The following is a 12,371-nucleotide window of genomic DNA, read 5'->3' as shown; positions in this document are numbered from 1 at the left end:
TTACTCGTCATTCTCGTTTTTCTCAGTTTTAGTCACGGCCTTACTAATCAAGTCCATCATGTAGTTACCACGAGCCGTTACTTCATCGTAATGAAAACGTAAGCGCGGCGTAGTACGTGTCTTTAAGCTATGGCTTAATTCTGTACGCAAAAACCCTGCCGCTTTATTCAATACCTTGATACTTTCTTCATGGTTGGTCTTATTCATAGCATCATTGAGCTCAGGCTCCATGATAGTGACATAGACGTCCGCATAGCCTAAATCTGGGCTAACTTTGACACTAGAGATCGTGACAAAACCTGTTAGACGAGGGTCATTAACTTCATCGCGAATAAGAACAGCAAGCTCACGCTGAATCTGATCCGATAATCTTTGTAAACGTTGGTTCATGTTGTTACCTTACTTTAATGGGCTTATTTTATTACTGTATAATTCTGCTGATTAATAGATGTTGCACTGATATGTGCTAAAAAAGGCCTAGCAGGATGTACCTGTTAGGCCTAAGTACAGCTGAATATTAGCAAAGTATCTAAACAGCTCAGCGGATTACGCATATTGCATTAATACATACTCTGCTATCGAACAGCAGCTTTAGATAGTACGTGCGAACTCTTGGATTTCAAAGACTTCGATCTTATCGCCAGCTTCAACATCATAACCACGAACGGCTAGACCACATTCCATACCAGTACGTACTTCATTGACGTCTTCTTTATAACGACGCAATGATTGCAATTGACCAGTAAAGATAACTTGGTCATCACGCAATACGCGGATAGGTTTGTTGCGATAGATTGTACCTTCGACCACCATACAACCAGCAGCAGCACCGAACTTACTAGAACGGAATACTTCACGAACGTCTGCAACACCAAGGATTTTCTCACGATGTTCAGGAGCAAGCATACCGCTCATTGCTGATTTCACATCATCGATCAAACCATAGATTACGCTATAGTAGCGAATATCCATGTTAGCAGTGTCTGCTTTGCGACGTGCGGTAGCATCTGCACGAACGTTAAAGCCTAACAGTACCGCTTCACTCGATTCTGCAAGGGTTACGTCAGACTCAGAGATAGGACCAACGCCTGAACTGATCACTCTGACTTTTACTTCGTCAGTAGACAATTCGTTTAGGGCAGCTAGTAGTGCTTCAAGTGAACCACGTACGTCTGTTTTTAGTACGATATTCAAGAATGACACATCGCCTTGGCCCATCTGATCAAACATGCTTTCTAAACGCATGGCATTCTGACGCTCAAGTTGACGCTCACGCTCACGGTTGGTTCTAAAGTCCGCAACTTCACGAGCTTTTTTCTCGTCCGTCACAACTAGGAACTCGCTACCAGCAGCAGGTGTCTCAGGCAGACCTAAAATCTCTACAGGAATAGAAGGACCAGCTGATTTGATACGTTGGCCATGCTCGTCTGTTAATGCACGAACTTTACCATAGTGCTCACCAGCTAGAACCAAGTCGCCTTGTTTCAATGTACCTTTTTTCACTAGGACACTAACGACAGGACCACGACCTTTTTCAAGTCTTGACTCAATAACCACACCCTGAGCAGCACCGTCTAGTGGCGCTTCTAGTTCCATTAGCTCAGCTTGTAAGCTAATGAATTCTAGTAAGTCTTCGATACCTTCGCCTGTTTTGGCTGAGATACGAGCCATTGGTGTATCGCCGCCCCATTCTTCTGAAACAACTTCTTTCGTCGTTAATTCATTAAGAACACGGTCAGGATCAGCACCTGGCTTATCCATTTTGTTGATAGCAACAATGATTGGCGTACCAGCTGCACGTGCATGATCAATGGCTTCTGCTGTTTGTGGCATCATGCCATCGTCAGCCGCAACCACCAATACAACGATATCAGTCGCTTGAGCACCACGTGAACGCATTGCGCTAAACGCTGCGTGACCTGGAGTATCAAGGAAAGTAATAACACCGCGATCAGTTTTTACATGATAAGCACCGATATGCTGTGTAATGCCGCCCGCTTCGCCATTCGCAACTTTCGTTTCACGAATCTTATCTAGTAGTGATGTCTTACCATGATCGACGTGACCCATGATAGTTACTACTGGTGGACGAGTTTGGATGTTACTGCTACGCTCATCGACTGCATACTGTAAGTCATCTTCGACTTTAGTATCACTAACTGGTACTGGGTTGTGACCCATTTCTTCAACAAGCAAACTTGCGGTTGCTTGATCAATCGTATCTGACTCACGAGCCATTTCACCCATTTTCATAAGTAATTTGGTGACTTCACGAGCTTTAACCGCCATACGCTGTGCAAGATCGGCAACTGAAATTTGCTCACTAATCTCGACATCATAGACGATTTTTTCAACAGGTTTTTCGAACTTATGCTGTGATGCCTGAGTTGAACGCAAACCGTTTTTGCGGTTTTTGATTTCGCGTTCATCTTGGTTCTTACGACGACGACCACGAGTACCAGTACTGTTCGAACCGCGTTTGATTTCGCGACGCTCTTTTTCGAAAGACTCTTCTAGTGCATCACCTACCAGACCTTCAGCCAATGGCTCATCTTTACGTACTTCAGTAACAGGCTCACGATCTGTATATTTACCAGCCATTTTGCGCATTTGCTCAAGTGTACGCTTTTGCGCTTCTTCAGCTTGTGTGCGGCGGGTTTCTAGTTCGATTTCACGCAGACGCGCTTCTTCTTTCTCACGAGTCTCGCGAGCTTTACGTTCAGCAGCGGTTTCAACTTTAGGCTTAGTTGCAGCAACTTTCTTTTTCGGCTGCTCTTTAGGCTTAACTTCAGCCGTCGCTTTACCGCCTTTTTTGACGACAACTGATGTAGAAATATCATCATTCTTGTCGTCTGATTTTTTGCTAGAGCCTAAGCTTGCACGCATTGCTGCTAGCGTTGCTGCTTGACGCTCTTCCGCTTTTTTCTTAGTAGCGGCGCGTTCTTCAGCTTCTTTGGCTGCACGTTCTTGAGACTCAATTAGAGCCTGCTCACGAGCGGCTAGCTCTTCAGCCATTTTTTCCGGATCAGGCTTTTCGAATACTTTCTTTTTACGCACTTCTACGTTGACGCTCTTAGATTTACCAGAAGAGCCTGTCACACGTGCAGTACTGGTCGTCTTAGATTTAAGACTAATACGACGCTTTTCTTGTTGACCATGACTTTGCTTTAAATACGTCACCAGCTTTTCTTGCTCAAGCTCGGTGACTAGGTCATCCTCTGCGCGAGCAGGCAGGCCAGCATCTACTAATTGCTGCTTTACAGCATCTGTAGTTTTGCCTACCATTTCTGCCAGTTCTTTGACGGTCTTATCTGCCATTTATTATCACCTACTGTCTATTATTTGCTATATGTTCAATTCAGTTGTTGGCTACAAATGATTGGGTTAAGGCTGATACTTATAAATAATATCAGCGCTTTATTCTCAATAGCATATCACCAAAAGACAGCGATATGCAGTTACCGCTTATTCATCGAACCAAGATTCCCGAGCTTTCATGATGAGTTTTCCTGCAGTTTCAGAGTCTAATCCTTCGATATCTTCTAGATCGAAGACGGCTTGTTCTGCCAAGTCATCAACAGTAATGATGTCTTTCTGCGCCATTTTATAAGCCCAACTGACTGTCATACCTTCAAGCTCTTGAAGCTCTTGACTTGGCTCTTTCATGTTCTGTTGTTTGACCAGTTCATCAGCGATGACAACTTCTTTAGCACGCTCTTGAATCATATCAATCGCTTCATCGTCTAGACCTTCGATATCATAGAAAGTCTCAACTGGTACATAGGCCACTTCTTCGATACTGGTAAAACCAATATCGACCAATGCCTGTGCTAAATCTTTATCTACTTCTAGGCGCTCATAGAATAATTCAATAAACGCTTTTGATTCGTTTTGTTGACGTTGCTGATACTCTTCTTCGAGCATCATATTCAGCTTATAGCCCGTCAATTCAGACGCTAGACGTACGTTTTGACCTTGTGAGCCAATAGCACGCGCCAATTGATCATTGGTGCTAAAGATAATATCTGCTGTTTGCGTATCTTCATCTAAAATGATACTGCTTACGTCAGCAGGCTCTAGAGAGCTAATGATAAACTGGGCAGGGTCATCTGACCATACCACCACATCAATACGCTCACCGTCTAGCTCTTGCTGTACTGCTTGGATACGTGTACCACGCATACCAATACAAGCACCAACTGGATCAATACGATGATCGTTGGTCTTCACAGCTATTTTAGCACGGGTGCCTGGTAGACGAGCGACGTTACGGATTTCAATAATTTGTTCTGCGATCTCTGGTACTTCTTTTTGCATCAATGCTGATAGCATTTCAGGATGTGTGCGAGATAACAATAACTGTGCACCGCGGTTTTCACGGTTCACATGGTACAAGATAGCGTTGATACGCGACTTTGCACGGAGTTGTTCACGTGGCAACATTTGATCACGTGACAAATAACCTTCAGCATTGTCACCCAAATCGATGATATAGCCATCACGAGTCTGTTTTTTGACTTCGCCATACATCATCTCACCAACACGTGGCTCGAAAGCATCTGCAACTAATGCACGCTCAGCTTCACGAATCTTTTGGATGATGACTTGTTTGGCTTGAGTAGCAGCAATACGACCAAATTCGATTGATTCAATTTGCTCTTCTTTAATATCACCAATTGACCATTCTTCTTGATCAAGATCGGTGATAGCAAGCTGACAAGCTGGCATTTCATGGTCTTCATCTGCAACCACTGTCCAGTAACGATAAGTATCGTAATCGCCAGTTGCACGGTCGATCGCTACCCGTACAGCCACTTCTGGCTGCTCGGTATATACTTTCTTCTTAGTCGATACCACTAAAGCGTCTTCAATTGCTTCAAAGATATCTTCAGGATTTAAGCCCTTTTCATTACTGACAGTTTCTACTACCGTTAAGATTTCACGACTCATGCTATACCTGTCCTATCATTTTTAATTGACTTAAATTTTATAATTTGGGTGCTGCTATTATATAGTTGCTATAAGCCACATAAGCTATTGGAAGATAAAACTGTCTATCTATAAACAGTTACCCTAGTAAAAATCTAGGCATCTTCATAAATCAAATTGGCTTTATCAATATTACTTAGTGCAATCTCAAACTGCTCGCCATCGCTTGACGTCAGTTTTAAAGCGTTTTCATCAATACTATCTAAAGTACCTGTGGCTTTACGACGTTTTTGATCGCCTGTACCGATAGCTTGAATCAGACGCAAGCTCACAGTTTGACCAACATACGCATGCATTTGCTCATCTGAGAAAAACGCACGGTCAAAACCAGGTGAAGATACTTCTAAGATGTACTCACCAGCGATAGGATCATGAACTTCCAAGATACCGCTTACTTGGTGATTTACTGCCGCGCAGTCTTCAATCGTTACTTGTTTATCTTGGGCTTGCTCTTCTGGCAATGCCTCAATATAGATACGTAGTAAAGAGCGACGACCTTGTGGCGCAAACTCGATACCCCATAGTGACACATCACAAGCGGCCACGGCAGGGGCAATAATATTAGTCAGTTCTGCAACTTTAGTCGAAAGCTTCATAATCTCTTTGTATTTTCCTATTCACTTATCTATCGTACTTAGTAAACCGTATTAAAGATTGACTCTTATCTATATATAGCAATCTTATAATGATAAGAATAACGGTCAGTATATAATTTTAAATCACAAATATATGATACATATTGTGCATTTATATAGGGACGAGCGTAAAAAACATCAAGCTCGGCCAAACAATGCTTTTATTATTTATAAAGCACTACTATCGATAAAAGTATGAGGAATAAAAGATAGTGTTGCTTAAGAAGCATCGTGCCGGTAGCGGCCGATGATGACCAGTGACGAGTAATATCGTACTCTATAGACTTAGAGCTTAGCATAAGTAGGATAGATACCGCGATAACACTGACCTTCAGATACAAAAAAACCCACAAACATAATGGTGGGCTAATCGGTACTGACAAATTTAGTGTACAAAACATCAGTATAAAAAGTGGTAGCGGGGGCTGGATTTGAACCAACGACCTTCGGGTTATGAGCCCGACGAGCTACCAGACTGCTCCACCCCGCATCAATCTAGAACGCATATTATAGGGAGGTTCTGTAGAAGTGTCAATACTTTTTTTAAATTAATTATAAAATAAGTATTATCTGCTAAAAATCCAACCTGACGCTATGCTACGTCTGTAAAACTTGGTGCGATTGGGGGGACTTGAACCCCCACAGCTTTCGCCACCACCCCCTCAAGATGGCGTGTCTACCATTCCACCACAATCGCATTGTACTGCTCTGTCTCTATCGTCCAGTCTATAATCAATGATGCTTAAGGTAGGCATCTATAGAACAGGAGTTGCGAAAACAGGAAAGCATTGTAAATCTAACCTACCAAAATAGCAAGCGCTGCCTACTTAAAAGAGGCTTACTCAGGATTTTGAGTCAATGGACGCGGCGTTTGCGGTGCTGAAACTGGCGCATCTAGACGAAACTGATCTTCTGCTTGCTTACGAGCATGAACAGCAAGCGTCATGCTCGTAATAAAAAATATGACCGTTAGTACTGCCGTAGCACGCGTCAAGAAATTAGCAGTACCTGCTGCGCCAAACACGGTACCTGACGAACCGGCACCAAAAGAAGCTCCAGCGTCTGCCCCTTTACCATGCTGTATCAGAATCAAGCCGATCATGGCAATGGCCACAATAATATGCAGGGCTAATATAAACGTAAACATGGTGGCCTCTTTTGCCGCGTAATGACGACTGATAACGGAAAATAAAACGTAGGTTAATAGAAAGACAATCGGCATGATCAAATGCCAAATCGACTATATAAATAAGGCGCATTGTACACGATTGCAAGGGCAGTGTTAAACCTACTTTTACCAACCGATAAAACCATACTCTCTATAAGCTATGATCTTGATATCTGAGCGTTATCTATCCATTTAAGCATTGGCTTGGTTAAATGCGTCGGCAATCGCTAGAAAGCTCTCTGCTTTTAATGAAGCACCGCCCACCAACGCACCATCAATCATAGCGTCAGAAGCAAAACTATCGGCATTATCAGCATTAACACTACCGCCATACAGCACGGTAATCGTATCTGTTATATCAGCAAAGCTTGCAACCGTTTGCTTAATATACTGATGAGTCTTACTCACTTCTGCCACAGTAGGCACTTTACCTGTACCAATGGCCCATACAGGTTCATAAGCGACGAGCAGCTTTTCAGATAATGACGATGCTAACTCTGGCTGTTGAGTCAGTAAATCCTTAATAACCGAGAGTTGCTCATTGATAACGTCGAGTGTTTGACCATTGGCATACTGCTCTTGCGTTTCGCCGATGCAAAATACCACGCCTAAGTTCTGAGAAAACGCATGAGACAATTTGCTTATCAGGCAATCATGAGACTCTTTATGATATTGACGACGCTCAGAGTGGCCAAGTAGCGTCCAAGTAGCACCTGCATCTGCTACCTGCTGTGCTGAGCAGTCACCAGTATAAGCTCCTGTACTTGCACTATAAGTACTAACATCCTGTGCTGCACAGAGTATTGAGCTATCTGCTAGACGCGCACTCACTGTACTTAAATGAACACAACTGGGCGCTACCATTAATTTACAGCGGTTTTTTGACGCCTGCGAGTTGGCTCGTTCTTCAGTATTAACTTTAGTTAATAAGTCGTCCAATAGTGTATTGACAGCACTGTTAGTCGCAGGATTCTGTTTCCAATTGCCAATTACCCAAGCTTGCATACTTATTTACCTTGTCTCATGTATTCATGCCAATTCGGCTAATATGCGCGTCAGTATAACAAATAATTCGTAAGTGCTATAGTAGCGTGCCACCATGAGCAGAATCACTTCTGCAAACTTATCTACAGAGAATATATCAATAGACCGTTATTTTTACGAGCTAGTCGTCTAATGGTATATATAAATTTTTCAAACTAAAGTAAAGTTCTATACTACAGAGTTTATAAAATCAAATATTATTGCTAGTTCTATATATAGATTTACAGGTAGATAAGATAAACAAAGCAAGATAGTTCGAGCGAGTTATCGACTAGCAACGACAAGTATATAGCGGGCAAGACCAAGCAGGTCTACAGCATATTTTGTATCAAAGGAGAGGTTATAATGTCTATCGCAACCAGTAAGTACGGTGGTCTAGCGCAGCAACTGATTAGCGACGGTGTCGTTAGTGAAGCGAACATGAAGACGGCACAAATTGAATCGCAACAGCAGCAAATAGGACTGGTACCTTATCTGGTAGACAATAAACTGGCCGATGCTTATTTACTTGCCCAAATGCTATCCCAAGCTTTCGGTGACCCTCTATTTGATCTTGATGCATTAAACATTGATGTTATTCCAAAAGACTTGGTGGATGAAAAAATCGTTCGCAAGTTTAATGCTTTACCACTCTTTAAACGAGGACAACGTCTATTTGTCGCACTAAGTGATCCCACACGCGTTGATGCTATTGATGCGATTGCCTTTAATTCTCGACTGTCGATAGAAACCATTGTTGTCGAAGAAAATAAGCTCAAAAAGCGTATTGAAAGTGCATACGCAGATACAATGCAAAGTTTTGATAGCTTTTCTAATAGCGACCTAAATGTCGACTTTGAAGATGGTAATGAAGATAAAGAGGATGGTGAGACTCAGCTGAATGACGGCGTCGATGAAGCACCTGTTGTAAAGTTCGTCAATAAAATGTTGGTAGATGCTATCCGTATGGGTGCTTCTGATTTACATTTCGAGCCATACGAAAAATCTTTTAGAGTACGATTTCGTGTCGATGGCGTCATGCAAAAAATGGCCAATCCACCGGTTCAACTTGCGAATAAAATTGCAGCACGTTTAAAAGTCATGTCGCAAATGGACATCTCAGAACGCCGGGTACCGCAAGATGGGCGTATTAAACTAAAAATTTCTAAAAATAAAGCCATTGATTTCCGAGTAAACTCATTACCGACGTTATTCGGTGAAAAACTTGTCTTGCGTATCCTTGACCCATCCTCAGCCATGTTAGGTATTGATGCATTGGGGTATGAACCAGATCAGCAGGAAATGTTTTTAGAGGCATTACACAAACCACAAGGCATGTTGCTTATCACTGGTCCTACTGGTTCTGGTAAGACGGTCTCCCTTTACACTGGTATCAACATCTTGAATACTGGCGCAACCAATATTTCAACGGCTGAAGATCCAGTTGAAATTAACCTTGAAGGAATTAACCAGGTCAACGTTAATGCCAAAGTTGGTCTAACGTTTGCCAATGCGCTCAAGTCTTTTTTACGTCAAGATCCTGATATTGTTATGGTCGGTGAGATTCGTGATCTTGAGACTGCTGAAATCGCCATTAAAGCGGCGCAGACAGGTCATATGGTTCTTTCTACTTTGCATACCAATTCAGCACCCGAAACACTAACGCGCCTACGCAATATGGGCGTTGCTTCTTTTAATATTGCCACCTCAGTCAACCTAGTCATTGCCCAACGATTGGCACGACGTCTCTGTAAGAACTGTAAAAAACCTATTAACATCCCGCGTCAGAGCTTATTAGAGATTGGTTTTACCGATACTGATTTAGATAACACTGATAATATCATTTATGAACCAGTCGGCTGTAATGAATGCCGTGAAGGTTATAAAGGCCGTGTAGGTATTTATGAGGTGATGAAGGTCAGCCCTGATATTTCACGCATTATTATGGAAGATGGTAACGCAATAGATATCAAAGACGCTGCCATCAAGAATGGTTTCCGCGACTTGCGACGTTCTGGGATCTTAAAAGTTTTGCAAGGTGTCACGAGTATTCAAGAAATGATGCGGGTGACTTCTGAATAATAAGTAAAGTCATAGAATGTACCTGCTATTTTTTGGCAACTTAACTTATAGTTGTTAAGCAATTTATAAACTAGCAACATTGTCTATCAGATACTTTTAAAAATAAAACAGATAGACACTGGTTTTTTACGCTAAAATAAAGTATGCCTGACTAATGTCTTAAGTCTGGTATTCTATTGTAAATTTACAATATATATTGGACCATTTTGAGGGTAGTAATATGGCAAAAGCTAAGACCGATATGTTGTTAGATTTTGTTTACGACGGTGTGAACCGACGCGGGCAGAAAGTTAAGGGAGAAACCACCAGTCGTAACTTAGAGCTAGCGAAAGCAACCCTACGTAAACAAGGCATCACGGTTAAAGGGATTAAGAAAAAACCAAAACCTCTTTATACCTTCAAAAAAGCTATTAAAGCCATTGATATTGCTATTTTTGCTCGGCAGTTGGCAACAATGATGAAAGCAGGTGTACCGTTGACCCAGTCCTTTGAGATTGTCGCCGACTCGCTCGATAATCCAAGTATGAAAGACTTAGTATTGAAAATAAAAGCAGATATTGAAGCAGGTGGCACCTTTGCCTCTTCTTTGCGCAAACATCCTCGTTACTTTGATGATTTATTCTGCTCCCTCGTCGAATCGGGCGAACAATCCGGTGCACTTGAGACGATGCTCGAACGAGTAGCTACTTACAAAGAAAAGAGTGAGCTTCTAAAAGCAAAAATCAAAAAGGCGATGAAGTACCCTATTGCTGTTATCGTAGTTGCTATCATTGTCACTATAATTTTGCTCGTAAAGGTAGTACCTGTATTCTCTGGATTATTTGAATCATTTGGAGCGGAACTACCTGCTTTTACTCAGATGGTAGTAGCGATGTCTGAATGGATGCAGGCATGGTGGTTTATTTTGATTATTGTCATTGGTGGATCAATTATTAGCTTTACTGAGGCTAAAAAGCGCTCTAAAAAGTTCCGTGACTTTTTGGATCGGGCTACCCTAAAGGCTCCAATTTTTGGAAACATTGCTTATCAAGCAATTATTGCTCGGTTTGCACGTACGCTATCTACCACTTTTGCCGCTGGTGTACCGCTTATCGATGCCCTAGATTCTACTGCTGGGGCGACCAATAATGTCGTTTTTTACAATGCAACTCAACAAATCAAAAATGACGTATCTACTGGCCAGCAATTACAGTTCTCTATACGATCTACCAACTTATTCCCAAGTTTAGCTATTCAGATGGTTGGCATTGGCGAAGAGTCTGGTAGCTTAGAAGAAATGCTAGATAAAGTCGCTGTCTACTACGAGAATGAAGTTGATAACGCTGTTGATGGTCTAACTAGCTTGATGGAACCACTCATTATGTCGGTATTAGGTGTATTAATTGGTGGCCTAGTCATTGCAATGTACTTGCCAATTTTCCAAATGGGCGCAGTAGTAGGATAATGATTTGATGCAATTTATACAGTTACTACAAGAGAACAGTGCCCTAGCTTTATTCGTATTTGGCCTATTAGGTCTTTGCGTTGGCAGTTTTCTAAATGTTGTGATTCATCGCATACCGCTCATAATGGTGTATGGTTGGAGACAAGAGTGTAGCCAATTTATGTCTGAACAGGCAGATATGCCACGCGAGCATACGCTACCCATAGCAAATATTGTCGCTACTGACCAACCAATTACTTTAAGTCGACCTGCCTCACGCTGTCCTCATTGCGCACATAAAATTAAGTGGTATGAAAACATCCCTTTAATAAGTTGGCTATTACTACGCGGACGCTGTTCAAGCTGCAAAGCGGCTATCGGTCTGCGTTATCCTCTCGTTGAGCTAGTAACTGCCCTCTTATCCGTGTTAGTAATATATAAGTTTGGGGTAAATGCTACAGGTTTGTCCGCATTGGTTTTAGTATGGACACTAGTGGCGTTAACAGGTATCGACTTTGACACACAGCTACTACCTGATCGTCTAACTTTTCCTTTGGCAGGCTTAGGATTGGCGGTAAACTCACAAAGCTGGTTCGTCTCACCAACACAATCAATATGGGGATTACTACTTGGGTTTTTATCGCTATGGATAGTAGTCAAGGTATTCTATTTAATCACTAAAAAACATGGAATGGGTCAAGGGGATTTTAAACTACTAGCAGTATTAGGTGCTTGGCTCGGACCTATGATGTTACCTTTGATTATTCTACTATCATCTTTACTCGGCTCTATCGTTGGGCTGATCTTGATGAAAAAACAAGGTGAAAGTCGACCTTTTGCTTTTGGGCCTTATATCGCTATAGCAGGTATTGTTGCCTTATTATACGGCTCAGATATCGTTAGCTGGTATCTTGGTATGTATGTCTAATAGCTGACAGCGCACACTAGATTATTATAGTAAATATCATTGTAGTAAATTTTCGGTAGTGACTTATAAATAAAGCCTTAAAAGGCCAATTATGAGTTTAAAGCTGCATCCATTGTTCTATCT

The 12,371-nt window shown here is 41.9% G+C and carries 9 protein-coding genes and 2 tRNA genes; 3 read left to right on the top strand and 8 right to left on the bottom strand.

Translation table 11 applies throughout. From position 1 onward, the window contains the following. From QO187_RS08250 to tpiA, 8 genes are all read right to left on the bottom strand, one after another. A complete protein-coding gene (locus QO187_RS08250) occupies window positions 1-390 on the bottom strand; it encodes a ribosome-binding factor A (protein ID WP_101204661.1) in 390 nt (129 codons plus the stop codon). A 201-nt stretch (window positions 391-591) separates the two neighbouring features. Then, window positions 592-3,318 carry a translation initiation factor IF-2 gene (gene infB, locus QO187_RS08245; protein WP_057757754.1) on the bottom strand — a complete coding sequence of 909 codons (2,727 nt, stop codon included), beginning with the start codon at window positions 3,316-3,318 and terminating at the stop codon, window positions 592-594. A gap of 147 nt (window positions 3,319-3,465) precedes the next feature. Continuing rightward, window positions 3,466-4,950: a transcription termination factor NusA gene (nusA, locus tag QO187_RS08240; protein ID WP_057757751.1), complete on the bottom strand. Its 1,485-nt coding sequence runs from the start codon at window positions 4,948-4,950 to the stop codon at window positions 3,466-3,468. A gap of 134 nt (window positions 4,951-5,084) precedes the next feature. Further along, on the bottom strand, window positions 5,085-5,585 hold the full coding sequence (rimP, locus tag QO187_RS08235; protein WP_102092655.1) for a ribosome maturation factor RimP: 501 nt from the start codon (window positions 5,583-5,585) through the stop codon (window positions 5,085-5,087). Between the two features lie 452 nt (window positions 5,586-6,037). Next, a tRNA-Met gene (locus tag QO187_RS08230) sits at window positions 6,038-6,114 on the bottom strand. Window positions 6,115-6,237: 123 nt separating this feature from the next. Further along, window positions 6,238-6,321 (bottom strand) — tRNA-Leu (locus QO187_RS08225). A gap of 141 nt (window positions 6,322-6,462) precedes the next feature. Further along, complete coding sequence (secG, locus tag QO187_RS08220; protein WP_021814138.1) at window positions 6,463-6,771, bottom strand: preprotein translocase subunit SecG; 309 nt, start codon at window positions 6,769-6,771, stop codon at window positions 6,463-6,465. Between the two features lie 213 nt (window positions 6,772-6,984). After that, window positions 6,985-7,797 carry a triose-phosphate isomerase gene (gene tpiA, locus QO187_RS08215; protein WP_102092654.1) on the bottom strand — a complete coding sequence of 271 codons (813 nt, stop codon included), beginning with the start codon at window positions 7,795-7,797 and terminating at the stop codon, window positions 6,985-6,987. 384 nt (window positions 7,798-8,181) lie between these two features. Here tpiA and pilB point away from each other — a divergent pair, with 384 nt between their 5' ends. The 3 genes from pilB to QO187_RS08200 all read left to right on the top strand — a co-directional run bounded on the left by pilB (window position 8,182) and on the right by QO187_RS08200 (window position 12,248). Next, complete coding sequence (pilB, locus tag QO187_RS08210) at window positions 8,182-9,897, top strand: type IV-A pilus assembly ATPase PilB (RefSeq protein WP_102092653.1); 1,716 nt, start codon at window positions 8,182-8,184, stop codon at window positions 9,895-9,897. 220 nt (window positions 9,898-10,117) lie between these two features. Then, window positions 10,118-11,341 (top strand): type II secretion system F family protein, encoded by a 1,224-nt coding sequence (locus QO187_RS08205; protein WP_102092652.1) that lies wholly within the window; start codon window positions 10,118-10,120, stop codon window positions 11,339-11,341. Window positions 11,342-11,348: 7 nt separating this feature from the next. Further along, the gene (locus QO187_RS08200) at window positions 11,349-12,248 is read left to right on the top strand and encodes an A24 family peptidase (RefSeq protein ID WP_102092651.1); all 900 of its coding nucleotides are present in this window, start codon (window positions 11,349-11,351) and stop codon (window positions 12,246-12,248) included. Window positions 12,249-12,371 lie beyond the last annotated feature (123 nt).

The sequence above is a fragment of the Psychrobacter sp. Arc9 genome (assembly GCF_041431295.1).
Taxonomy (GTDB): domain Bacteria; phylum Pseudomonadota; class Gammaproteobacteria; order Pseudomonadales; family Moraxellaceae; genus Psychrobacter.
The sequence above is the reverse complement of the archived record's forward strand: the minus strand, read 5'-3'. Positions and strand labels throughout refer to the sequence as shown.

What these genes read in the sequence shown, in the direction of transcription:
- QO187_RS08250 (WP_101204661.1), bottom strand. Translation starts at nt 390, where the DNA reads ATGAACCAACGTTTACAAAGATTATCGGATCAGATTCAGCGTGAGCTT.
- infB (WP_057757754.1), bottom strand. Translation starts at nt 3,318, where the DNA reads ATGGCAGATAAGACCGTCAAAGAACTGGCAGAAATGGTAGGCAAAACT.
- nusA (WP_057757751.1), bottom strand. Translation starts at nt 4,950, where the DNA reads ATGAGTCGTGAAATCTTAACGGTAGTAGAAACTGTCAGTAATGAAAAG.
- rimP (WP_102092655.1), bottom strand. Translation starts at nt 5,585, where the DNA reads ATGAAGCTTTCGACTAAAGTTGCAGAACTGACTAATATTATTGCCCCT.
- secG (WP_021814138.1), bottom strand. Translation starts at nt 6,771, where the DNA reads ATGTTTACGTTTATATTAGCCCTGCATATTATTGTGGCCATTGCCATG.
- tpiA (WP_102092654.1), bottom strand. Translation starts at nt 7,797, where the DNA reads ATGCAAGCTTGGGTAATTGGCAATTGGAAACAGAATCCTGCGACTAAC.
- pilB (WP_102092653.1), top strand. Translation starts at nt 8,182, where the DNA reads ATGTCTATCGCAACCAGTAAGTACGGTGGTCTAGCGCAGCAACTGATT.
- QO187_RS08205 (WP_102092652.1), top strand. Translation starts at nt 10,118, where the DNA reads ATGGCAAAAGCTAAGACCGATATGTTGTTAGATTTTGTTTACGACGGT.
- QO187_RS08200 (WP_102092651.1), top strand. Translation starts at nt 11,349, where the DNA reads ATGCAATTTATACAGTTACTACAAGAGAACAGTGCCCTAGCTTTATTC.